This is a genomic window from Spartinivicinus ruber (assembly GCF_011009015.1).
Classification (GTDB): domain Bacteria; phylum Pseudomonadota; class Gammaproteobacteria; order Pseudomonadales; family Zooshikellaceae; genus Spartinivicinus; species Spartinivicinus ruber.
In genome coordinates, this window is the sequence record NZ_CP048878.1 from 1782587 (window position 1) to 1807480 (window position 24894).

Genomic DNA, 24894 nt, shown 5'->3' on the forward strand with positions numbered 1-24894 from the left:
TACTCTAGGGTTAAGGTTTGCCAAGGTTGGTGCCAAGTATATCTAATTTTTCTCGGGGAGCTTAAGGATCAACTGGTTTCCTTGTTGGCTGAAGTCTAACTGGCGTAATGCACTCATTCCCAGCAGGATCTCATCACCTTCCATGTGGGGGTTGATACTAGCTTCTACATCAAAGAAGCGAATGTTGCCAATTGTAAGACTAGCTAATCGGGTAACAAACACATTTACTGTGCCATTGGCAGTTTCTGCTTTATGGCTAGCCAATTTGGGTAAGTTAAGGTTATTGGCAATTGTCTCAGGAATAACCACATTGGTTGCACCAGTATCTAAGAAAAACTGGACTTCACTGTCATTTATAAAGCCATTTGTTACGTAGTGGCCATAACGGTTTCGGGTCAACCTGACTTCTTGACTACCATCTTGATTGATTTGGGTAACAGGTATTTGGTTAGGGTTATGCTGTTGTTTTTCCCAGTTACCAAAATAAAAAGTTAACAGCAGTAGAGCCGTAACCCAGGCCGCAATTAACATACTGCGCCCGATGGTTGAGGTGGAAACTGCCTCTGCCTCTTGATGGTTTTGGGATTCTTGAGGGTTACTCATATTAGCGTTACTTAAATATCTAATAGCACTAGTAATACTAACATTATTGGCAAACAAACCGTGAGTAATAGAGCCAACGGCATATACGCTTCGCAAGTAACTTTTTGGGTTTGTTGTTGCCGCTAAAAACTATTCGCTTTGGCTATAAATAGACAATTTTGGAATAGTTATGCGTTTGCAAAATAAGTAATTGAAATAATTCTTCTTATATTAGTGGAGAATTATACCACTTCACCCACCTGTAACCTCTTATCTGTACCCCACGAAGACTGGTACTAAAGGTATTTTTGATAGCTGTAAAATACTGTGACACTAATCTCATATTGCTGCTTTTAATAACTATTTATTGTGTTGAAATTACTATAATAACCTTGATAGCTTTCACTAAATTAATGGCACTATTTCTCATACAGTTGTATGATAGTTCCAGCTATCTGTTATTTAAGCAGGATAGTCATCTCGACTGAATGACAGTAAAGTAAGTAGAGTCGGGCAAATGCGGAGAAATAGCTAATGCAGGAAGATTCGAAGGTTGTTCGCTTATCATCGAAAAATACAAATTCCGTGAAACCAGCCACTCGCCTTTCAGCACCGTTAATCAAAGTCTGTGAACACTGCCTTCATCATCTTCGATCTTGCATTCGTAATCTGTTTGAAAATGCAGATGATACTCTGTTTGAAATGGCCGATCGTGCCGCCTCTAACACCGAACAGAATATTTACTTTGAAGCCATGCGCGAAGTACGACTGAAGCGCAAGGCACTAGAAGCTTCCTTTTTTGAAGCCTATAAGCAAAACTTTAATGAGCTAGTAGCTTCCCCAAAACAAACCAGCCATGTTGAGTTAGATGAACTCTCTTTTGATGCTCTGTCGATAGTAAACAATGAGGACCTCGAAGAAACGGTTGCCATTGATACGATGGTATCAAAGGTGGTTAATCGCGATCATGGCATGCAGCTAATGCACTTAACTACACGAATTGATAGCTTATTACCTCAAAATATCAATGATAAAGCCAATCCTGTTGGCCCTGAAAAGCTTTGTAAAGCATTTGTTCAAGCAACTAAACAGCTAGATATAGATATAAAAGTTAAGCTAATTGTTTTTCGTTTATTTGAGAAATATGTATTAGGGGCTGTTGATAAAGTCTATGGTGAGGCTAATCAGCTGCTCAAGGAGGCTGGGGTAATGCCTCAGTTGACAAGTCGTCCTCCTGCACAAAACCGCCGAGCACCCATTTATAGAAAGTCAGGTGAAAGCCAAGACAATTTAAATCAAGGTGCAGTGAGTAGGGAGCAAACAGCAGCGGAGACTCAAGCAGCACAGGAAGCCTTTTCAGCCCTTCAAGATTTATTATCAGCTGCTCAATTATCAATGCCACAATTCGGTCAAGGAGCGGGAAGTAATCTGCCTGCAGTGAGTCAGCCGGATTTAATGGGGATGCTCTCTCAAATTCAGCATCAGCCGGCAATTGGGCAGTTACCAGGTCCCAGTCAGCCAGCCACACAGGTCGATATAAGAACAGCACTGGAAAATCTGTTAAAAAGTTATGATCAAAATAAAACTATTGGTCAGGTCGACCAGGATGTCATTAACTTGGTATCAATGCTGTTTGAGTTTATTTTGGATGATCGTAACCTACCCAATCAATACAAAGCTGTTATCAGCCGTTTACAGATTCCATTATTGAAAGTTGCTATTCTTGATAAGGCTTTATTTTGTAAAGCCTCTCACCCAGCCCGTCGTCTGTTGAATGAAATGGCTTCTGCTGCACTGGGCTGTGATGAGAAAGATAATGCTGCCCAGCAAAAACTATTCGACAAAATAGAAGAGGTCGTACAAAAGCTATTGCACGATTTTGAAGTTAACATAGAGCTGTTTGATGAATCCTTGTCAGACTTTACTGCTTTTGTGCAAAAAGAGCAGCGTCGAGCATTGTTAGTTGAACAGCGAATTAAGGATGCTGAAGAAGGCAAGGCAAAAACTGATCAGGCTAAGCAGCTGGCTACGCAAGAAATCCAAAATCGATTGGCAAATCAACAGTTACCAGAGGTAGTGATTGAGTTGTTACAAGAAGGCTGGACTAATGTACTTTTTATTGCCTATTTGAAAGAAGGGGAGCAGTCTCAAGCCTGGCAAAATGCCATTGCTACAATGGATGATTTAATTTGGAGTGTGCAGCCCCATACAGATATCGAAGATAGAAAGAAACTATTACAAATGGTTCCACCCTTAATGCGACAGTTAAGGGATTGTTTAATCGAAATTTCATTTGATCCTTACAAGCAGAGACAACTCTTTAAACAGTTACAAAACCTACATGTGCAAAGTTTAAGACAGGTTAAACCAGAAGCTAAACCTACTTCCGCTGAAGTTGTAATCACTGAGCAGCCAGTAGTAGAACCTGTACCAGAAGAACCCCATACTCCTGCAGAGGTTGAACTAAAGCCTCAATTAAATAACCAAGCAGAGTTAGTTGATACGCAGCCTCAACAAGTAGAGGTGAAAGCTGCAACTGATGAGAATAATATTACTGAGCAGGCAACCACTGATAATGAACCAGCGGTTAGTGAAGCAAGCTTAAGTACAGTGGCTAGCTTAAAGGTAGGTAATTGGGTTGAGTTTGGTCTTAATGAGGATAATAAATTCCGTGCCAAACTAGCTGCGTTTATCAAGCCGGCTGATAAGTACATTTTTGTTAACCGCACTGGAATGAAAGTGGCGGAGAAAACCCGATTAGAACTGGCGTTAGATATTGACCATGGTAATGTTAACTTGCTTGATGATAATTTGCTGTTTGATCGGGCATTAGAGTCAGTGATTGGCAACCTGAGACAAATGAAGAAAAACTAATAACTGCCGACCTTTCCTGTTGGACCTCGTTAGTTAATTTTGAACAATACTTCTCGATACTATTGTATAATTCCGGCTATTTTGTAGACCACTCCTTTTCGATAAAGTAAACCAGCCATAATATCTGTAATCTTTGATATCCAGTGAAATCTTCAGGCTGGATCATATATACTCTGCTTTTAGTACCTAGCTGCTCTCTATTCTTGAGCCTAATCACAATAACCCTGGTGATTAACTATGTTATTCATTTCTTTATGTGTAGGTGTTGCTATTTTCTTCATGGCTGATAGTCGTAAATTAATTCAGCATGATAATTGGTTCAACAAGCTGGTGGAATTCATTGAAACTAAATTACAACACAAGTTAGGGGCTGAATGGATTTGGATTATTACACTATTAATCCCTACTGCTATTGTTGCCTGGTTAGTCAGTGAAGCGGATGAAGCTTGGCTGGGCTTTCCGATGTTATTTGTTAGTGTCATTTTGCTCGTTTACTCGTTGGGCCGAGAAGGATATTTAAATAGCCTTGACCTTTATGTTGCTTCATTAAAGGTTGCCAATGCTGAGACTGTTTTTATTCGTGCACAAGAGCTGTTTCCTAAGTTAAGTAAAGATTTACGAGATGAATGGAGTCACCAATATCAACAAATTAGACAACTAGTGTTTTATCAAGTAATGGAGCAGCTGTTTACAGTTGTGTTTTGGTTTATCGTGCTGGGGCCTGTCGCGGCTCTTATTTACCGTTTAAATGAGCTTTATCTGGTATATCGGCAGCAGCATGATGGCTCTAAGTTGGCATCAGCTCATGTCGCCTGGGATTTAAAGTATATCATTGAGTGGTTCCCTGCTCGGGTATTGGCCTGGTCATTTACTTTGGCTGGAAACTTCACCAAAGCTTATCATGAGTGCCAGCATAGCTGGCGGCAATGGGCGGAACCAACTGGAGAAATTGTAGTTCGTACCGGCTTACAAGCACTAGCTATTCCGTTAGATATGGAGGAATTTAAACAAACCACTGATACAGCTGAGCAGCAGCAAATGGCTGCAGACGAGCTAATGGCAGTGCGAGGTTTGTTAAACCGGACGGTGGTTATCTGGGGGGCTACTATTGCATTAGTGACCTTGCTTACCTAGCTAATCCCGTAGGGTGGCTTCCACAGCTTTTGACTTATTTGTTGCTGGTGGGGGGATCAGGTTGGGCTTTAAAGGTAAGCTGATAATAAACTCTGTACCTATCCCGGCAGCAGACTTCACATGAAGCTGCCCTTTATGATTATTGGTGATAATAAAGTACGACACTGATAATCCTAGTCCTGTGCCAATGCCTACCTCTTTGGTAGTAAAAAATGGTTCAAAGATTCGTTTGCGCGTAGCGTTATCCATTCCAATGCCATTATCTTCAACTTTTATGACCGCATGAGTGGCAGTTTTTTTACTGGTGATAATTATTTTGCCATTCCACTTTGTCTCTTCCCGTTGATTAACTGCCTGGGCTGCATTTTTAATTAGGTTGAGTAGCACTTGCTCAAGCTCATTAGCAATACAGGGCACGCTAACCAGGGTATCATCCAAGTTGGTAATAATATGAATCTGCTCTAACTCAAGCCCATGTTTAATATCTAAATCACTGTGGGCAATTTCGATGGTGCGGTTAATGAGTTCGCTTAGATCGGTAGGAGATAAGGTTCTGGAACTACGTCGGCTGAACTGCAGCATATTCTGAACAATCTTGGAGGCTCGGGTACCTGCATCTTTAATGTTCCCCAAAAAGCGAATAATGCCCCGTTGCTCCATGTAGGTATACAATTGTTGGATATCCAATTGTAATTTTTCTGCTTCTTCTTTATTTTTGGCAAGGGTAGGGGATATGCGCCGTAAAATATTCTGCACACCTTGAATAATACCACCTAGAGGATTGTTAATTTCATGGGCCATGCCAGCAGCTAGGCCACCCACAGAGAGCATTTTTTCAGTTTGAACCATTGTGTCTTCTAACTGAATACGCTGGGTTATATTATCCAGTCGAATCACAGCCCCTTGGTGCTCTTCACCACACAAAGGGTAAATCACCAGATCAAAATAGTTTTCCTCATTATGATGGGTTAGGGGAACCCGTTCGACTGTTTCTACGGTTTGGTGGCTTAAGGCTTTATCGATTTCAGGTTCGTGCTCAGCCAAAATACTCGACAGTTCTTGAATAGGTCGCTGTAGTGCCTGATTTCCTTTTATATTAAACAATGCAGCAGCTTCTTCATTCCATTGTTGAATTTGTTTGTTGGTGTTAATGGCGATCAACGCCGAAGGCATTGAGTTAATAATATTATTGAGGTATTTCTGTAAAGCCGTCAGCTTTTGTTCAATGTGAGTACGTACTTGTACTTCAAGCTCCAGTTTTTTATTGGTGCGCTGGGTTTCCAAGGCCATTGATTGTGCTTTCATACTCGCTTGCTCAGCCTCATCGCGCGCTTTGCGTAGTAGCTGGTCACGAGCTTCTATACGGTTGAGCATAGTATTAAAGGCAGTAGCCAAAATACCCAGCTCATCATTATGAAACTTGGTGGCACGTACTGAGTAATTTTCTTCAATGGATACGGTATGGGCCAGCTTAATCAGGTGAAGTACTGGCTTGGTAATCACCTGACGGATAACCCCAGTCACAAACAACATAATCAATACAGCAAAAATCATAATGATCAAAATGGCTACTTTCATAGCCAGGAATAACATTTCAGGCAAAGAATGATTTGCTTTTATTTCCAAGGTAAGTTGCTGACCGCTGTCTAGGTGAATTTTTTCAATGTAAGAAGAAGGTTCAAGAGTAATAGAGGTAATACTGTCTTCTGATTTGTGTTGTTCATCGGGAAATGAGATTAATAACTTACCACTTTCATCGTAGAAGCTGATTGACTCAATATAATCAAATTGACTTAAATGTTGTAATAAATGACGAGCTAAGTCCGGCTCACGTTGAATTTGGGAAATTAATAAGGGGTTAGTCAGCAGTTTGCTAGTGGTCGTGACATTATGGGGAACAATATAATCTCTTGATATTAAATAAGTGGTTAACACTAGTGTAATACTGGCCACAAAGGCAATAGAGATGATAACACTTAGCAGCAGCAGCAATAGCTTGCGGCTAATTGGCAGGCTGGAGAGATATCCTGATACTGAAGCTGTCATATGTTGATAATTTAACAAATACCTTGCGTAGAAGGTTTATTATTAAATGTAGCCTTTTTCCTTTAAGGTGCGAATAAGCTGCTGGTGATGGAGTAAATTAATTCCCATTGACTGGGCTTTTTCAATAATATAACCATTAATGTAGCTTAACTCAGTGGTTTTCCCTGCCCTTACGTCCTGTAATGTAGATGAATTATTATTAGCTGTTTGTAAAATAACTTTTTTTACTAAGTTTTCCAGTTTATCGGATAATGGAACTTTTAGCTGCTTTAATAAGATCGCCGTTTCTAAACATAGGTTGATAACTTGCTGGCGTATTTCAGTTTGGCGCCATAATTCACCATTTTTACATTGATAAAGTGCTGTCAGGCCATTAATGGCACTATTAATGGCTACTTTTTCCCAAATTGTAGTGAGTGGGTTGGTTGTCCAGTGAATATTTAGGGGCAGTTCAGTTAACTGATGAAATTGACTGAAAGGTTGTCGGTTATTTAGTTGAGGGCTAAGTTCCCCGATGACAATCTGGCCAATACCGGCATGCACCAGCTGAAATGGCGCAGTCAAGAAGCAGCCATGAGTCACTGAGCCAACGGCAACCTGCAGGTGGGGTAAGGATTGAGCAATGGCTTGTTGGGAACCTAAACCATTTTGCAACAAAATAATCTGCGCATGGGGTGCTAATAAGTGAGCAATGGTTTGAACTGCAGGTAGTGCATCGTAAGCCTTAGTGGTAACAATTAATTTGTGAATATTATTGGTGAGCGAGCGGCAATCAATAGTAGGAATATGACAAGTAAATTGAGTATCAAGCTGCTGATAATGGATGGTAGCTGTTTTAACCGTTGCCTGTTTGACAATCAACTGGGTTGGACAATTATTTTTAGCCAGCTGACTAGCCAGTAAACAACCAATGGCACCTGCGCCAAGGATATACCAGGGGTGTTCATTGAGGGGATGAGTCATCTTTTTATCGTTATATGGTTAGCAACAACAAAAAATAAACAATGCAAATTATAACGGAGATAAAATGTTGAAGGCCATGAATTCATAGCCTTAGATAAAAAACATTTGTTGTTTAATGAACGGTTTAGACTAGGAGGTTGGCTCACTTTGGGGTGGTTTTTTCTTTAACATGCCAGGACTCCACTGAGTAGCAGTAATTAAGCCTGTTTCAAACGATTTAGCCAGCATTTTTCGAGTAACCACTAACAATTGCTCTGCAGTGGGGAGTGGTGGTGTGTTTGTTAGTATGCACATACTCATTGCCGCTTTAATGGAAATATAGCCAACTGATGATTTAAACGCTTTTAGGTTAAGCCCTTCGTAGATACGGCGAAAACTTTTGGGGGTGTACTGCTCATCATGCAAATGGGTAGTAATAATTGAAAACTGATCATCGCCAGTGCGCGTAATAATATCCAGTGGTCTGATTAACTGCTGTAAGCGTCGAGCAACACCTTTGGCCACTTCATTATAAATAGCCAATCCCCGTTGTTGCTCAATTTGCTTGGCATTTTGCAAAGCAACTATCAGTAAGCAAGCAGAAGCGTCCCGCGACTCCACATGACGAATAGCTTCCCCTAGGTGCTGTAGACAAAAACGCAAGTTGCCAATGCCTGTTAAGTGATCGGTAAGGCTATGTTTTTCGAGTTGCTGGAGGTTATCAACTAAGAGTTTATTTTCTTCCAGCAACTTATTTTGCATATGTGCTGTTCGATCAGCTGCAAATATTCTTGGTAAAAGCTGATCATTCATTACCGATTTATTAATAAAATCATCAACTCCTCGGTCAAATGCTTCTGCTAGCGCTTTCACTCCTTCTTTCGCGGTTAATAAAATAACGTAAGTGAAGTGATGCAAACGTTTGTCTAATTCTCGAACCTGCTGTGTAAGCTGTAAACCATCCATTTCAGGCATTAGCCAGTCAGCCACTAAAATGCTGGCAGGACGTTTTTGTAGTTGAACCAGAGCTTCATTTGCACTACTAGCGAATCGGATGTCCCGAAAGCCTGCGCCTTTTAAGGTGCGGCCAATCATTACGCTACTGAACTTAGCATCATCAACAACCATTATTGGTACATTAAGATTCGCCATTATGGTCCTGTAGTATTGTTTATTAAGTGAGTGGCTAGTATAAAACAGACTAACCTAAAATTAAGTTATAATAACTGCTGGCAATATCTGTCAAATATACAACAAGTTGTTAGTGTAATGTGTTGTCTGAAGCGACGATTTAGAACTTAATCAAAATTCTGGCTTAAAGGGGCTTGACAAAAACAGCTGCATCGCTACTTAAATGTGCTTAGCCCTCTTCACCCGTCGTATCAAAAGACACTACACTAGCCGTTTCTAAGATTCCTTTAATTTTATTATAGTGCTGGGAGAGTTTATGCCTTCTTTTGACATTGTTTCTGAAGTGGATCGTCATGAGTTAACAAATGCGGTTGACCAAGCCAACCGTGAGCTGGAAAGCCGTTATGACTTTCGTGGAGTAGAGGCAAGTTTTAGTTTAACGGAAAAACAAATCCAACTGACAGCAGAAGCTGACTTTCAGTTGCAGCAAATGCTGGAGATGCTAAAAAGTAAGCTGATCAAGCGGGGTATTGATGTTAAGTGTCTGGAAGTGAACGACTTTTATGGGTCAGGCAAGCTTGTCAAACAGGAAGCCAATGTGCAAGAAGGGCTAGATAAAGAACTTGCTAAGAAAGTCGTTAAGCTCATTAAAGATGCGAAACTGAAAGTACAACCTTCAGTACAGGGGGATAAAGTCAGGGTTACAGGTAAGAAGCGTGATGACTTGCAAGAGGCTATAGGCTTATTAAAAGAAGCAGACTTGGATATGCCACTACAGTACAATAATTTTAGAGACTAGTATAAACTCAGCGGGTCTATATCAACTAGTCAGTAGCACTTTATGAAGAGAAGGTAGTTACTGTAACTACCTCTCATGAAAACACCAAACTGACGAGAGAAATTGCCGATCGCTAGGGTATGGGCAAGGAGTTTTTTGAGTCTACTTGCTGATCATTGCTGTTCTTTGGTGGAATAACTCTTCCAGCAATAATAATTAACACCAGCACTGGAATACCTAAAATGGCAGTAAAAATAAAGAAGTGTGAGTAGCCAATTTGGTTGACTATCCAGCCAGAGCCCCCTCCAATTAGCTTCGGAAATAACAGCATTAATGAGCTAAACAGGGCATATTGAGTGGCAGAATAAGACACATTGGTCAAGCTGGATAAATAAGCAATAAAAGCAACCTGGGCAAGACCGCTACTTAAGTTGTCCAAGCTAATAGTAAAGATCAAGAAGGTTGTGTCATGGCCAATATGGGCTAAAGCAGCGAACAATAAGTTGGTTATGGCTGACATAAAAGCGCCGATAAATAGCACTTTAATTACCCCAATGTATTTCGTGATAAAACCACCTAAAGCTGCCCCCACTAGAGTCATAATTACGCCGTAGACTTTTGAGATAGTCGCGACTTCAGACTTGGTGAATCCCATGTCCACATAAAAAACATTAGCGATCACACCCATAACAATATCAGCTATACGATAGCTGCCGATTAGTAATAAAATCACTACCGCTTGCCAGCGATAGCGTTTAATAAAGTCCCAGATGGGGCAAACTATTCCCACATATATAAAGGTCACTAAACGGCTAATTATATGGTGCTCAGGAAAGTTTTTAGCGATAACAGCTGCTCCTTTATGCTCCATATCTAAGGTAGCCTGGCTAATCAGCCGCTTGGGCTCTGGCATCAATAATGTGGTTAGTACGCCCACTAGCATCAGGCTTCCCATTACAAAGTAAGTACTTTGCCATGCAGTAAGCTGATAGCCAGTTTGATCACCTGAAAACCAGGTCGCCAGCCAGAGAGCTCCAGCACCACCTGTAATGATGGCTACTCGGTAACCGCCAATATACATGGCTGCCATTGCTCCTTGTAGCTCAGGCTCAGCCATTTCTATTCGATACGCATCAATCACAATATCTTGGGTGGCTGCACTAAATGCAGCAATAACGGCCAGTAGTGCCATTAGCTTTAACGTGTCTTCTGAGTTGGTTAAGGGATCTTGTAAGGCCATTAACAGGAAGCACGACAGAATGGTGAATTGGCTTAATAATAACCAGCTACGACGTTGGCCGCATATTTTGCCTAATGTGGGAATGGCTAATTTATCAACAAGGGGAGACCACAGAAACTTAAAGGCAAATGCTAGTCCAGTCAGACTTAGCAGCGTAATAGAGGCGCGATCAATGCCTGCTTCCCGTAACCAAAAAGATAGGGAAGAGAAAATCAACATAAAAGGAAGCCCGGCTGAAAAGCCTAAAAATAGCATCGTAATTACCCGACGCTGGCTGTAGATAGCTAAGGTTGCCAGAAGTTTGGATAGAGTGGCCTGCATGTATTTTTTTCTCAGCGTTAAGTTTTGCATTGGTGAGTATGACACCAATAGCATTTAGTTTGTGAATGCTTGTTAGAGTGGTATAACTTGATATCATTCACCCTGCCATTGAAACTTTTGTAGTGATACTTTTTGGTTATCGAAAGTAACTCCTTCGGCCTCAAGTTTTTCTTTTTGTATTGAGAACTGTTTACTATCTCGCGGAAATGATAAGCAGCCTTTGCTATTAATTACCCGGTGCCAAGGTAGTCCAGAACCATTGGGGAGTTGCTTTAATACACTACCTACCATGCGTGCATGATTGGGTAAGCCAGCCATTCTGGCAACCTGGCCATAAGTAGCAACACGGCCTTTAGGTATTAAGCTGATAACTTGCCAAATTCGGGCATTTTTTGTTGGATCCATTGCTGCTTCTATTGTGGTTATAACTTAAGTTGTGGTGGTTAATAGGGGTTGATACTAACTGATGACTAAAATGGTTATTTGCTCAGGTTGAAATAAATTAGTTGAAGCAAATAAATAGTTGTTAACCTCAAATAGCTGTCATCATAGCGACGACAAACTTTTTTTCAAATTGAATTATTCACCTATGCATGCATCTAACCGTACTCATTTTCTTTAAGTAAGTATTAATTATTCAAGCCAAGCATATTTAAACCCGTAGTTATTAACTTGCCAGCATCTGTTGGCCTTTTGTAAGAAGTTCCTGTGATCGTATGATGTCAAGGTTAATAAAACAAATAGTCTACACCTGCCTTATGTTTCTCTGCTTGCCTGCTGCTGCAGATACGCTGACATTGTCCAATGGTGACAAAATCTCTGGAAAAATTAAGTATCTCGACCAGGAGGTATTAGTTATTAAAACGCCCTATGCCAGTATTCAGTTGGACTGGACTAAGGTAAAAGCCATCAAAACCAAAAAACCAATGACGATTGTAACGCGTTCCGGTGATGTGGTTCATGGCAAACTTGCCAGTGAAGGTGCGCTTTATCATGTTAAGCAGGATGACGGCGAAGTAATTGAGTTTGCTGCTTTAAACGGAATTAGCCAGTTTTACCCTAAAGAGGATAAAGAAAAGCCTTGGCGTTTTTCTGGAAAAACCTACGCGTTTCTTGAGTTAAAAGATGGTAATACGGAGTCAGAAGAACTGAACTTTGATGCTGACTTAAGCTTTGTTCATGGTGTTCATCGTCATAATGTAGGGCTGGAAACAGACCGCACGACTAAAAAGGAGCATGTAGTAGAAGACAAGCTGCAAGCTGACTACAGCTATGACTACTTTTACAATCAGCACTGGTACTTTACTACCAACCTGGGGTATGAAGAAGACGGTATCAAGGAGCTGAATGAGCGTCTCTCAGCTGGTATTGGTTTGGGTTATGAGTTTTTTAATACACCATTACACCACCTTTCTGTTGAAGGTGGTATTAACCATATTCGTGAAAAGTACCGGGATGAAGGAGTAAAAGAGTTTGAGGTGTTCCGTTGGGCTCTCGACTACAGCAAAGAAATGGTGTTTTTTGACAAACTGTCGTTTTTCCATAATCACGAAATGTTTATCCCTAAAGAGTCCAGCAAAAACTTTCGCTTTGAGAGTGAAACAGGCTTTGAATACAGCCTGCCTTATAACATCTCAACAGTACTGCAATATGAGTACGACTACGATAACTACCCAGCAGAAGGTAAGCATAAGAAAGACAGCACCTTCTCCTTTGGGGTAGGGTATAAGTGGTAGTGACAGCCTTCCTAGAGACTGTCAAAAAAGGAGTTAAAAATAACTCTAGTGTTTGATATGGAGCGACAGAATAGTCTGTTACTCCATATCTGCTAACATTTGGGTAGACTGCTTGAAGTTGTTTTGAGTAGCTCTTCATTAAATCCCCCTCATATATTTTATTATAATGCTTATCCTCAAATTGAAGAGTTGTTAGGCAAGGCGTTGAGCGATGAAGCCCCAGGAGCTTATTGTAATAAGTGACTGGGGTGAAGAGTGAAAACAACATAGCCTAACAGCTATTCAAGAAGAGGACTAAAGGCGGAAGGCGCCGTCTACTTCTACCACTCTCCCCGAAAAATAATCATTCTGTAGAATAAATTCTGCTGCTTGAGCAATTTCATCAGGAGTGCCCATCCGTCCTAATGGGATTTGTGAGGTCATACGCTCTAGTGCTTCGGGCTTCATACTAGCGGTCATTTCTGTACCTATAAAGCCAGGGGCAATTGCCGCACAGCGAATGCCATAACGAGCCAGCTCTTTTGCCCAGGTCACAGTTAGAGAAACCGCTCCAGCTTTGGCTGCTGCATAGTTGGTTTGACCAATATTGCCTGCCCGAGCAATGCTTGAAATATTGATAATGACTCCAGGCCGCTGCTTTTCAATCATCTTCGTAGCACATTCACGGCCACATAAAAATAACCCAGTCAGGTTTACATCAATAACACTTTGCCATTCAGCTAAGCTCATTTTATTGACAATTTTGCCATCTTTAACTTTTACTAACATTCGGTCACGTAAAATACCTGCATTATTAATCAGAGCGTCGATCCCCCCGAAATGATGGCTGATTTGCTCAAATAAGTCTTCAACTGAGGTTTCATCAGCAACGTTTGCGATAAATGAACTGGCTTTAGCACCAAAAGCCTGGCAATGGGCTACAGTCTCGGTTAATTTATCTTCGTTGAGGTCTACCAAAGCCAATTGAGCTTGGTGTTTGGCAAAGCGTTCAGCCATAGCACGTCCCAACCCTTGAGCGGCCCCAGTAATAATGATGACTTTATTAGTAATTTCCATTTATTAACTCCTAGCTTAGTAGGAAGCATGAGTAGCTTCTTTAGGTGAGAATGATTATTATTCTTTAATTGATTATAATAGTTTTTGGTTATACAACTGGTTTTGCAAAATGAGTAAAAAAGAACAAGCCGCTAAAGCCGCAAGGCAACTGTTACTCAACCAATATCATGGGGTATTGGCTACCCAGTCACTGTCGTTGCCTGGCTATCCCTTTGGCTCGGTCGTGCCCTATTGTTTGGATGGTAAGGGGCATTTAGTAATGTTGATTAGTCGTATTGCTCAGCATACCAAAAATATAGAGGCTGATAATAAAGTTTCGTTGACAGTGACGGAAGCAGATATTGATGATATTCAAACAGGTGCGCGATTAACCTGGGTGGGTGATGCCTATCAGGTAAATGATCCATTACTGGCTGAGCGTTACTATGCATTCTTTCCGCAAGCGAGAGGATATCACCAAACCCATGACTTTGATTTTTATGTGATAGAGCTGGTTCGAGCCCGTTTTATTGGTGGATTTGGTGAAATTTACTGGTTGGAGCCAGAGCTGCTTATTAAGTCGAATCCTTTTTTTGGAGAAGTAGAGCAGGGCATGGTGCAGCATATGAACCAGGATCACACGAAAGCTATGGAAACTTATTGCCAAAAAGCCGATATTAAGTTGCCAGAAGGTATTACACCACAAATGGCGGGTATTGATAGTGAAGGTTTTAATTTAAGAATTACAGATAAAATTGTACGGATTCCTTTTGCTGAAACAGTGGATACACCTCAGCAAGTTAGGCAACAGTTGGTGGCACTGGCACACTGATGGTGGTATTTAATTAACTTACAGAATTATTACATGTAAGGGGTTGAAATTTGTCGGATTTGCCTTCATCTTGTTATCAGTAATTAACTGAATGTGCGAATGTAAACTTGCCAGGAGAGTCTAATAGCTAATGCTATTTTTCAGGTTGCTGTTGATTTTCCTGAAGGAGATAAATTGATGCGCCCCCTATTGTTGATTTTTGTTGTTGTCCCCATAGTGGAAATGTATGTGCTGATAAAGGTAGGAGAAGTGATCGGCGCATGGCCAACAATAGGGCTGGTACTGTTAACAGCAGTGATTGGTTTGCAATTATTGCGGCAGCAAGGCTTGTCAACGTTAAGGCATGCCCAACAAAAAATGCAGGTTGGCCAAATGCCTGCACAAGAAATGCTTGAAGGTTTAGTGTTAGCAATGGGTGGTGCTTTGCTGTTAACACCTGGGTTTGTTACCGATGCTTTTGGTTTTTGCTGTTTGTTGCCATGGCCTCGTCAGTGGCTGATAAAACAAGCGATTAAAAAGGGCTTGAAAGCCCATAACCTGAATGCTTCTGTACATTTTTCTGCTGGTATGTCGTCTAATAATGACCCTGATATTATTGACGGAGAATTTAAGCGAGAAGATGATTGGCATAAGCTGAATAAATAACCTCGCCATTTCACTCGAATACTGCTTAATACAGTATTCGAGGTATGCCCCTTCACTCAGACCATTCCTGTTTTATTTTCCTTATCGTTTTTTAATCAAACGTTGCCTTGGTTTTTATCTAGCCAAAGTGAATGCCGATTAATAAAGGCCAAGTAGAAAAAAACTAAAAAAATTTTGCTAAGGGGTGTTGAAAAATTTTTGGTGCAACCCCATCTTCCTTCACACGAAAGTTTGATGTCAGTCATAGTATGGCCTGCTTTCAAAAGGTAAGGCGCATTCTACAAATGACTGAGTCATTTTAGCTGCTTTCTTTGGGAAAGCCGCATAGCAATAAGCTGATTATGCTGTGCAGATTTATACGATAGTTGAGCAACACTCGGCGAATTGAAAAACATTGGAGAGTGATCAATGAAAATCCGTCCATTACACGATCGCGTTGTCGTACGTCGTCAAGAAGAAGAAACTACTACTTCTGGCGGCATTGTGTTACCAGGTACTGCTGCTGAAAAGCCTAACCAAGGCGAAGTTGTTGCTATTGGTGAGGGTAGAGTTTTAGATAACGGCGAAGTGCGTCCTTTAAGTGTTAAGGTTGGCGACAAGGTCGTTTTTGGTCAGTACGCTGGAAGCAACACAGTAAAAATTGACGGCGAAGAGCTGATCATCATGAATGAAAGCGAAATTTATGGTGTGTTAGAAGGCTAAGCCTTTTTTAAATTACTACCCGCTTTCTTAAACAGATAATTGAGTTCAAAGTAAGGATATTAACATGGCAAAAGAAGTCGTTTTCAGTGATGACGCCCGTCAGCGCATGTTGCAAGGTGTTAACAAATTAGCCGATGCGGTTAAAGCTACTTTAGGGCCAAAAGGTCGTAATGTAATTATCGAAAAGTCTTTCGGTGCGCCAACCATTACTAAAGATGGTGTTTCCGTTGCTAAAGAAATTGATCTGAAAGACAAGTTCGAAAACATGGGCGCGCAAATGGTCAAAGAGGTAGCGTCCCAGGCAAATGACAGAGCTGGTGACGGTACTACCACTGCAACTGTATTGGCTCAGTCTATTGTTAACGAAGGTTTGAAGTCTGTTGCTGCAGGCATGAACCCGATGGACCTGAAGCGTGGAATTGATAAAGCAGTAACAGCTGTTGTTGAAAAGCTACAAGCTGCTTCTATTCCTTGTGAAACATCAAAATCTATTGCTCAAGTAGGTACTATTTCTGCTAACGCTGATGAGCAAGTAGGTGAAATCATTGCTCAAGCAATGGAAAAAGTAGGTAAAGAAGGTGTAATTACTGTAGAAGAAGGCAGTGGTTTAGAAAACGAACTGGATGTTGTTGAAGGTATGCAGTTCGATCGCGGTTACCTATCACCTTACTTCATTAACAACCAAGAAGGCATGAGTGCTGAGCTTGAAAGCCCATACATTTTATTGGTTGACAAGAAAATTTCTAACATCCGTGATCTTCTACCAGTGTTAGAAGCGGTTGCTAAAGCCTCTAAGCCATTATTAATTGTTGCCGAAGATGTTGAAGGTGAAGCATTAGCAACATTAGTGGTTAACAATATGCGTGGTATTGTTAAAGTAGCTGCGGTTAAAGCACCAGGTTTCGGTGATCGTCGTAAAGCTATGTTGCAAGATATCGCTATTTTGACTGGTGGTACGGTTATTTCTGAAGAAGTAGGCCTGTCTTTAGAAGGCGCTACGTTGGACGACTTAGGTCAAGCTAAGCGTATCACTATTACTAAAGAAGATACGACTGTTGTTGATGGTGCTGGTGCTGCTGCTGATATTCAAGCGCGTGTTGAGCAAATTCGTGCAGAGATCGAGCAATCTACTTCTGATTATGACAAAGAAAAACTGCAAGAACGCGTAGCTAAGCTTGCTGGTGGTGTTGCTGTCATTAAAGTAGGTGCTGCAACTGAAATAGAAATGAAAGAGAAGAAAGCACGTGTTGAAGATGCGTTACACGCTACTCGTGCTGCAGTAGAAGAAGGTGTTGTTGCGGGTGGTGGTGTTGCATTGATTCGTGCCCTACAAGGCATTTCTGTGAAAGGTGACAATGAAGACCAAAACCAAGGTATCGCCTTAGCTCTGCGTGCTTTAGAGTCTCCAATTCGCCAAATCGCGGAAAACGCTGGTGATGAAGGCTCAGTGGTTGTAGACAAAGTGAAGCAAGGTGAAGGTAACTATGGTTATAACGCTGCGACTAGTGAGTACGGTGATATGATCGATATGGGTATCCTTGACCCTGCTAAAGTCACTCGTGCTGCTTTACAAGCGGCTGCTTCTGTTGCTGGTCTGATGATTACGACTGAAGCAATGGTTGCTGAAATCCCAGAAGAAAAAGCTGCTCCTGATATGGGCGGCATGGGCGGTGGCATGGGTGGAATGGGCGGCATGATGTAATGCCGGCTATCCAGCCAAGCTATACTCTAAGCATTTAATGCTAAAAAACCCCTCAACTGAGGGGTTTTTTTATGGGTGAAACAAGGAAAAAACGTTTACTGACCTAATGTGCTAACAATTTTCTCTAGCTCATTAGCCAAGTCTTCTAGTGCTGCACTGGTTTGTGCGGTTTTTTCTGCTTGATCACTATTTGAAGAGGCAATAGTAGTTATTTCGTGAATATTCTGAGTTATATCTTCAGCAACTGAGGTTTGCTCTTCTGCTGCGGTTGCAATCTGGTGGTTCATATCGCGTATTTCTTCCACTGCATGAGTGATGTTTTTTAATGCATCTCCAGCCTGAGCTACCCTTTCAACCCCTAAGTCGGTCTGGGTTCTACCACGTTCGATGGCTTCTACGGCATGATGGGCACCTACCTGAACATTTTCAATAATGCCTTGTATTTCCGCGGTTGATTGCTGGGTACGTTGTGCCAGGGTACGAACCTCATCTGCTACTACGGCAAATCCCCGTCCTTGATCACCCGCTCGAGCTGCTTCAATAGCAGCATTAAGTGCCAGCAAATTGGTTTGCTCAGCTATACCACGAATAACATCTAAAACAGTACCAATACTTTTGGTGTCTTCTTCGAGTTTTTGGATAACTTCAGAAGCATTGGCTATTTCTTGGGACATGCTTTCAATGGTTTTAATGGTACCTTCCATAACGGTCATACTTTCTTGTGCAGACTCGTCTGCTTGACTGGCAGCTGTTGCTGCTCCTTGAGCATGTTGGGCAACTTCATTAGCAGTAGCAGTCATCTGATTCATTGCCGTTGCTACTTGGTCGGTTCTTGAGTGCTGTTCCTGGATGCCTTTGTTAATTCCTGATGAAATCTGGACCAGTTCAGAGGAAGATAAAGACAGGCTGCTTAAGGCATTTTTTAAATTAGTGACTGTAGCTTTGAGTGATGCCTGTAATTGGTTGGCGGCTGTGGCTAATTTCCCCAGCTCATCTTCTCGATATAACTCAAGTTCTGCAGATAATTCACCCTGGCTGACATTGCTGATGTGGTTGATGATTTGTCGGGTGGGCTTCACCAGAAAGTGGTGGAGCATAAAGCCTAGTGCTACTCCAACCAAAATTAAAATAGAAACCATAGACAAGGTGGCAGTGATACTGATTTTGTCGCTGTTTGCTTTTGCTTTAACAGCTTCTTCTGTTGCCAACGCGGTTAAACGAGTGGCTGCCTCTCCTAGCAGTTGGGAAGGTGCCCGGTCAACACCACTAACACTTTTGTCCCCTTTATTGATATCAAAATTAGATTGGGTAAAGGTGTCTTTTCCTTGTCGGTATTTTTGGGACATTTCCTGGTATTTAGTACTGAAGTTTTCAAGCGCAGTAAGGGTTTCTGTATCCTTAACACTTTGCTTAAGGCCTTCAAGCATTGCGGTTATTTTTTTCTCCTGAGCTTCAAAGCTTCCCCAATATTTATTAAGTTGGTTTGAGTCACTACCGCGAATTAAAACATTTTTCCATTCCTGAACTTGCTTTTTAAATTCAAGGTTAATTTGGGTGATAGTAAGTGCATTATTAAAATCTTGATTAAGTAACGTTTGGTGTTGGTTAACAGCAGAGTTATATCTGATAAAGCCCCACTCAGAAACAGCAAAAATTAAAACTAAACCAACAACAAATAATGAAAAGATTTTTACCGCTAAACTTTGTTTTAGCCACTCCATTACGTCACCTCAACAGCTGAGTTGCTAACTGGTTTAAGTGTAGATGAAATTACAATTAAGTGACTAAAAATCAGTGAAGCACGAGGCCTCACTGGTGCTCTCAAGTTAAGTCTGGGCTTTGGCAGTCGCTAGATGATTATCCCATGCAAGGTGAGAAAAGCGCTGTAAGGATAGGGGGGACAGTGAGCCTTGTTGGCATTGCATGATGTGTAATTGACCTAGCCCTGTTGTGATCGCGCATTGATCCAGAGCTGTTGCGACAACCCCAGCCGCATCTGAGACATTAAGGCTGCTCTTTAATTTTCTGGTACTGAGTTGCCAACTAATTACTCGGTTTGCTCGTGGGCAGGTAACTATTACAGTATCAGCATGATCAAGAATGCAGACACTGGCGGTATATTGATTCATTTGTAGCCAGGCCAGCTCATCACTTGCCATTGATTTCAGAGGAGAGCCTTGAGCTATTTGGGAGGCGACCAAAGGCTCTATGTCAGACTGGTCGCCTTGATACTGCATACCGGCAACGACTTGTCCACGCTGAGAAATAGCCAGGTGGCGAATGCTCAACTGATGGTGGACAAAGGTTTGCTGGTCAACTAACTCACCGGTTTTGATATTGATATGGCTTAAATTGGGGGCCATAGCATCCAAGTTTAGTTTTTTTCTGCCACTTTCTGGACGGGTAAGAATCCCACCATTCGCTACCACTAGGGTATTTCCATTAGGGTGAAGCACAAGCTCATGGGGGCCAATACCACCGCTGGCCATTTCACCTAAGCGGGTAAATCGTTGGGTGTCATAAATGCCAATAACACCAGTACCTTGCTGCCAATTATTCTCCGAACAAAATAGCTGCTTACCATCCTGGCTAAAGACACCATGGCCATAAAAATGGCGGTTGGCAGTTGCTTTGATAGTGGCAATGAGCTTGCCTTGTTGCCAATCAACAATATGCACCCGTTGGCCAGGACGGCGGTCAAAAACAGCAATCAAAGGTTTGACTGAATGGCTGCTGATGGCATGGGCTCTGGCGGGCAGTGGTAATTGCCATAGCGGCTGGTTTGATGTTGGTAAAAAGCCTGCTACTCCATAGTGATTGGTGCGGTCTTTATAAGCACTGACCAAAAGCGGAGGTGTGCTGTTAGCCCAGCTGAACTGGTTTGTGGCTAAACCGGTACTGCCTGCAATTATATTTATCAGAAACTGTCGCCGGTTCATAAAGTTAATCTCCATCATTAGCATTAAAGCTAATGATTACCCCTAACTTGTCGGGTAATTGTTGGCCGAGCAGTTGTTGTAGCTGCTTTAGATCTTTAGCTAGTTGAGTCGGTAGGTTTAACTGCTGCTGTTTTAGTAACATAAAAAGCGGTTGTTTAAATTGATCAAGCTGCTTAAAGGTAAGACTGAACTGCTGATCGATTTGCTGTGCTAACACTTGTCCTTGGTCTTTTTTCAACAGCAGTGGTTTTAGTTGGACCTGGTAGAGTTGTTCAATGCTAACCAGGTTGCTTTTGATGTTTTCGATTGAATGCTGACTACGCCAAGACTCTGCAAAATAAGGATTAGCTTTTTGTTTGCCCAACGGCATAACCAACTTTTTATGACTGCGCTCAATGAGTGTGGCAATACCATTCAGTAATTGACTGATATTATCTTCTGTGGATTGCTTAGTGGTTATTGTTTCAACTTGCCAGCGTTGTTCAAGTAGTTTGCTATTAGCGAGTAAATTGGCGCTAATACTCGTTAGCATCTGACAGTGTTGAAGACTCTGGGTGACTTGTTGGTTAGATGTCAGTTGTGGGTCAAACAATAAGTATTCACCAGCGCTTAACCCTTGCACTAACACACTAGACTCTTTGATCGCTGTAGGAGTAATAGTTTTAGGCTGTGGATGAGCAGTTAAAAAACCTTCCACTTTACGCTTGATCAGGTTTTTTTTGTCTGGCCAAAATTGGAACCGCCAAGCCATATTATCTTGCTGGACTGGGCCAAAATTAATCACTTCAGCAGCCATCCAGCTATTCATCAATTGTCGCCAATGCCTCTGAGCTGTTGCTAACTTTGCTGTTGAAGGTGACTGGCACAACTGTTGTGTTGATTGCTCGAAATAATTAGCTGCATTAGCAAGTTGCTGGTAAAGCCCGGATACCTGTTGATGCAAACTGTTGGTTGTTGGCGGTGGAGGGGATTCGGCTGAGGCCACATTGCTCAGCCAATAGCTGTTACTAGAGGCAATGAGCAATGTTGTTAGGAGGTAGGTTTTTGTTAAGACAGAAGAACGTTGTGTAAAGTTCATATCGGTATCTTAAAAATTACAGTGAATTGAGAAATGCGATTAATGCTTGTCGATCTTGTTTGGCCATTTTGAGTACCTGCTGCTTAGCCGGCTCAGCTTCGCCACCGTGCCAGAGAATGGCTTCCAGCAGGTTACGGGCTCGACCATCATGTAAAAACTGGGTATGGCCATTTACGGCTTGGGTCAAGCCAATACCCCACAAGGGTGGTGTACGCCATTCTTTGCCACTGGCTAAAAACTCTGGGCGATGATCAGCCAACCCTTCCCCCATATCATGAAGTAATAAGTCAGCGTATGGATGAATAACTTGGTTAGACTGCTCTGGTTGGTTTTTCAGTTCAGGCGTTTTAAACTGAGTAATATGGCAACTGCTGCACTGAGCTTGCTCGAATAACCTTTCACCTTTTTTTACCATAGGGTCATTTAGGTTACGGCGAGCAGGTACTGCTAAGTTTTGTGAGTAAAACTCAACAAACTTCAAAATTTTATCTTCCACTTCCGGGTTGCCGCCCGTTGCCGCTTTTTGACAGGTGGTTTGTTTTGCAGTGCAGTCAGTGGCTGGAAAAAGCTTAGAAGTAATACCAATGTCACCATTAAATGCGGCAGCATTTTGTTGCATCAGTGATGGTTGTCCTGCTTTCCAGCCAAACCGGCCTAAGACAGTTTTTTCTTTGGCTTTGTCCCAGACCTGATTGGCTTTGCCGGAAATACCGTCATTGTTACTATCCTCGGGGTCTGCATTGGCCAGAATATCAGCGGCTGAAATAGCTTCTAATAAACCTAAGCCAATCATTGGAGGGGCTACCCGGGCAGAGAATAATGTGTCTTTTTGCATGGGGCCGTAGTTAAGCCCTGTAATTGTTAAGTTAGGCTTGCGTAAAGTGACGGTTTCTCCATCAGCAAACTTGACGGTGACAGGTGTATACTCAATATTCACCTTACCTTCTTCGGGTACTCCCGGCACCCCAAAATCTTGGAGTTGACCACCGTAGGTTGGCTCAGGGATTACTCCCGAATATTTTAGTTGTTGTTTTTCTTCTGTAGTTTTGGCTGGAACGCTGAGCCTGACGAGTAAGGACACGGCAACATCTTCTAGGTTAGCAGGAGGATGACCTCGACCATCTTTAATATGGCAGTTTTGACAACCATTGGTGTTAAAAACAGGACCTAAACCATCGCGTGCGGTAGTGGTTGATGGGGCAATCACCCAAGGGTTGCGAAAAAAACTATTACCGACACTAAAATCCAACTTGCGGCTCAGCGGCATATTGGCAGAGGGAAGGGAGAATGCGTTATGTGTCGTATTAAATACTGTGGCAGTACCACCGGATAGGGCTTTGTTTTTTTGCGCTGCTACTTTCTCACTATCATCGGCAAATGCAGGCAACACAAAAAAGCAGGCGACTAATGTTTTGAGTAGTTTTCCCATAGGCTTAATCATCAAAAACTTCCTAAAAATAAAACAAAATAATGGAATATGTTGTAACAACGCCTATGAGTGCGTTTTAGCTCTATGTTTGAGGGATTATATTTTTTCAGGCGGTCAATGAGTAGTTGTTTTTAAGATTAAATTTTTAGCCATTGCTTTGCTTGTAGATGTATCAGAGCTTCCTAACTAAAAAGTTAAGGTTGTTGCAAAGTTAGCAAATATGAAATAACAGGCGATGAATAGCCTGTTATTCCTAGACTTATTTTTAACAACCTTTCGAGATGATCTAGCAGGATACTCTGTAGCTAATTAACAATTATTTAAACTCATGATCCGCTGTATCAGGGCTCAAGTTGCTGATTCCTACTAAGTTGGCTGCCATTTCAATAGCTGATGTTTCTGCAACCAAGGCTTTAATGGCATTTTGTGGGATTTTGTTGCCTTCTTTGTTGTTGGCTGCAATTAACTGGTCAAAAGCTACACCATTATTAGCAGAATCGACCATTGCTTGGAGTGCTTGCTCTGTTTTACTAAATGCACTGGCGATTGCTTTTGCTTTATTAGTATCTTTTTGTTTAACCAGGTCAGCTAAGCTTGGGCCTGTTAATACTGAGCCATCAACTCGCTTGTATTCACCAAAATAAATATTTTTTACGCCGAGTCCATTGTAATAGTGGGAATTATGAGTGTTATCACTGAAACAGTCATGCTCATCTTCTGGAGAATTAGCTTCTAAAGCCACTTTGATTCGCTCACCAGCTAATTCACCTAAGGCTAAACTACCCATACCAAAAAACATTTTACGCAAACCATCTTCTGGTTTGTTACTTAGTAATTGTTGACGATAATTATTGGCGGCATCCGGAGCCCATTGTTTGACCATGGTTTCCAGATCATCGACTAAGAGTTGAGCGGCGACTTTTAGGTATTGGCCACGACGCTCACAATTACCGTTAGTACACGGTTTTCCTTTGGCATAGTCAGTAGCAGGGCGTTTACCCGCACCGGCATTGGTGCCATTTAAATCCTGACCCCATAACAGAAATTCAATGGCGTGGTAGCCGCTAGCCACGTTGGCTTCTGAACCACCTAACTCGTTTAAGTCAGCTAATAATTTAGGCGTCAACTTGCTTACATCTAGTGAGTTATTGCCGATTTTTAAAGTGGTGTTGGCGATGATATTGGCTTTGGCGCCTTCATTGCCTAATTCATGCTCATAGCTGCTATCAACATAATCAACTAAACCTTCATCTAAAGGCCAGGCATTTACTTGACCTTCCCAGTCATCAACAATGGCATTGCCAAAACGAAATACTTCAGTTTGCTGGTAAGGAACACGTGCGGCAAGCCAGGCTTGCTTGGCTTTAGTTAAATTAACTTCAGAAGGTGAGTTAAGAAATGCATCAATGGCTTGTTGTAATGCTTTAGCTGTAGTCAAGCTGTCAAAATAGTTTGCATAGGCAATATCAGCATAGTGTTTAACCACAGCTGCTGGTGTAGCTTGCACTTTAGTTGAAATAGAGGCTGTTGATACGGCAGTAGTTGCTTGAGGTTGATTGGCGTTTGCATAAGAAACCAGGGTAACACTGGCTAAAGCGCAAGCTAATAGATGACGGGCAAAACCTGCTGACTGCATTTACTTTTACTCCTAACGTATGGACTTTGCGTATTTAGTGTTAGGGCCTGCTGATGTTATTTGCATTGCAACATTTGATGGCCATAACCAGCCATGACTAAAAATAGTAATG

Annotated in this window: 20 protein-coding genes; 8 read left to right on the plus strand and 12 right to left on the minus strand. The window is 41.8% G+C overall.

Going from position 1 to position 24894, the window contains the following annotated elements:
* Positions 1-42: 42 nt before the first annotated feature.
* Positions 43-603 carry a retropepsin-like aspartic protease family protein gene (locus tag G4Y78_RS08480; RefSeq protein WP_163832609.1) on the minus strand — a complete coding sequence of 187 codons (561 nt, stop codon included), beginning with the start codon at positions 601-603 and terminating at the stop codon, positions 43-45.
* 513 nt (positions 604-1116) lie between these two features.
* On the opposite strand from G4Y78_RS08480, the gene G4Y78_RS08485 reads away from it, so the two are divergent.
* Positions 1117-3456, plus strand: a complete 2340-nt coding sequence (locus G4Y78_RS08485; RefSeq protein WP_163832610.1) for a DUF1631 domain-containing protein — start codon at positions 1117-1119, stop codon at positions 3454-3456.
* A 237-nt stretch (positions 3457-3693) separates the two neighbouring features.
* Positions 3694-4590 carry a hypothetical protein gene (locus tag G4Y78_RS08490; RefSeq protein WP_163832611.1) on the plus strand — a complete coding sequence of 299 codons (897 nt, stop codon included), beginning with the start codon at positions 3694-3696 and terminating at the stop codon, positions 4588-4590.
* Here G4Y78_RS08490 and G4Y78_RS08495 read toward each other — a convergent pair whose 3' ends face one another.
* The 3 genes from G4Y78_RS08495 to G4Y78_RS08505 form a co-directional block, all read right to left on the minus strand.
* The gene (locus G4Y78_RS08495) at positions 4591-6636 is read right to left on the minus strand and encodes a sensor histidine kinase (RefSeq protein ID WP_163832612.1); all 2046 of its coding nucleotides are present in this window, start codon (positions 6634-6636) and stop codon (positions 4591-4593) included. It lies immediately after the preceding gene.
* Positions 6637-6678: 42 nt separating this feature from the next.
* On the minus strand, positions 6679-7599 hold the full coding sequence (locus G4Y78_RS08500) for a ketopantoate reductase family protein (protein ID WP_163832613.1): 921 nt from the start codon (positions 7597-7599) through the stop codon (positions 6679-6681).
* A gap of 129 nt (positions 7600-7728) precedes the next feature.
* On the minus strand, positions 7729-8730 hold the full coding sequence (locus G4Y78_RS08505; protein WP_163832614.1) for a response regulator: 1002 nt from the start codon (positions 8728-8730) through the stop codon (positions 7729-7731).
* A 295-nt stretch (positions 8731-9025) separates the two neighbouring features.
* Here G4Y78_RS08505 and G4Y78_RS08510 point away from each other — a divergent pair, with 295 nt between their 5' ends.
* Positions 9026-9508, plus strand: a complete 483-nt coding sequence (locus tag G4Y78_RS08510) for a YajQ family cyclic di-GMP-binding protein (RefSeq protein WP_187697956.1) — start codon at positions 9026-9028, stop codon at positions 9506-9508.
* A gap of 112 nt (positions 9509-9620) precedes the next feature.
* Here the strand turns inward: G4Y78_RS08510 and G4Y78_RS08515 are convergent, their stop codons facing one another.
* Both G4Y78_RS08515 and G4Y78_RS08520 read right to left on the minus strand, forming a co-directional pair.
* Positions 9621-11078 (minus strand): AmpG family muropeptide MFS transporter, encoded by a 1458-nt coding sequence (locus G4Y78_RS08515; RefSeq protein WP_230425716.1) that lies wholly within the window; start codon positions 11076-11078, stop codon positions 9621-9623.
* Between the two features lie 63 nt (positions 11079-11141).
* Positions 11142-11453 carry an MGMT family protein gene (locus tag G4Y78_RS08520; RefSeq protein ID WP_163832616.1) on the minus strand — a complete coding sequence of 104 codons (312 nt, stop codon included), beginning with the start codon at positions 11451-11453 and terminating at the stop codon, positions 11142-11144.
* A gap of 311 nt (positions 11454-11764) precedes the next feature.
* Here G4Y78_RS08520 and G4Y78_RS08525 point away from each other — a divergent pair, with 311 nt between their 5' ends.
* Positions 11765-12784, plus strand: a complete 1020-nt coding sequence (locus G4Y78_RS08525) for a DUF481 domain-containing protein (RefSeq protein ID WP_163832617.1) — start codon at positions 11765-11767, stop codon at positions 12782-12784.
* Between the two features lie 294 nt (positions 12785-13078).
* Here the strand turns inward: G4Y78_RS08525 and G4Y78_RS08530 are convergent, their stop codons facing one another.
* Positions 13079-13840, minus strand: a complete 762-nt coding sequence (locus tag G4Y78_RS08530; protein ID WP_163832618.1) for an SDR family oxidoreductase — start codon at positions 13838-13840, stop codon at positions 13079-13081.
* A 109-nt stretch (positions 13841-13949) separates the two neighbouring features.
* On the opposite strand from G4Y78_RS08530, the gene G4Y78_RS08535 reads away from it, so the two are divergent.
* The 4 genes from G4Y78_RS08535 (at position 13950) to groL (ending at position 17700) form a co-directional block, all read left to right on the plus strand.
* Positions 13950-14651 (plus strand): HugZ family pyridoxamine 5'-phosphate oxidase, encoded by a 702-nt coding sequence (locus tag G4Y78_RS08535; RefSeq protein ID WP_163832619.1) that lies wholly within the window; start codon positions 13950-13952, stop codon positions 14649-14651.
* Positions 14652-14828: 177 nt separating this feature from the next.
* Entirely contained in the window at positions 14829-15296 is a 468-nt protein-coding gene (locus tag G4Y78_RS08540; RefSeq protein WP_163832620.1) for an FxsA family protein, read from the plus strand.
* A gap of 408 nt (positions 15297-15704) precedes the next feature.
* A complete protein-coding gene (locus G4Y78_RS08545) occupies positions 15705-15998 on the plus strand; it encodes a co-chaperone GroES (protein ID WP_163832621.1) in 294 nt (97 codons plus the stop codon).
* A 64-nt stretch (positions 15999-16062) separates the two neighbouring features.
* A complete protein-coding gene (groL, locus tag G4Y78_RS08550) occupies positions 16063-17700 on the plus strand; it encodes a chaperonin GroEL (protein WP_163832622.1) in 1638 nt (545 codons plus the stop codon).
* Between the two features lie 95 nt (positions 17701-17795).
* Here groL and G4Y78_RS08555 read toward each other — a convergent pair whose 3' ends face one another.
* The 5 genes from G4Y78_RS08555 to G4Y78_RS08575 form a co-directional block, all read right to left on the minus strand.
* The gene (locus G4Y78_RS08555; RefSeq protein ID WP_163832623.1) at positions 17796-19421 is read right to left on the minus strand and encodes a methyl-accepting chemotaxis protein; all 1626 of its coding nucleotides are present in this window, start codon (positions 19419-19421) and stop codon (positions 17796-17798) included.
* A 105-nt stretch (positions 19422-19526) separates the two neighbouring features.
* A complete protein-coding gene (locus tag G4Y78_RS08560) occupies positions 19527-20657 on the minus strand; it encodes a DUF1513 domain-containing protein (RefSeq protein ID WP_222937667.1) in 1131 nt (376 codons plus the stop codon).
* Positions 20644-21717 (minus strand): imelysin family protein, encoded by a 1074-nt coding sequence (locus G4Y78_RS08565; protein WP_163832625.1) that lies wholly within the window; start codon positions 21715-21717, stop codon positions 20644-20646. Before G4Y78_RS08565 ends, G4Y78_RS08560 begins: the two co-directional genes overlap by 14 nt.
* 16 nt (positions 21718-21733) lie before the next feature.
* On the minus strand, positions 21734-23158 hold the full coding sequence (locus tag G4Y78_RS08570; protein ID WP_230425717.1) for a di-heme oxidoreductase family protein: 1425 nt from the start codon (positions 23156-23158) through the stop codon (positions 21734-21736).
* 304 nt (positions 23159-23462) lie between these two features.
* On the minus strand, positions 23463-24782 hold the full coding sequence (locus tag G4Y78_RS08575) for an imelysin family protein (RefSeq protein ID WP_163832626.1): 1320 nt from the start codon (positions 24780-24782) through the stop codon (positions 23463-23465).
* Positions 24783-24894 lie beyond the last annotated feature (112 nt).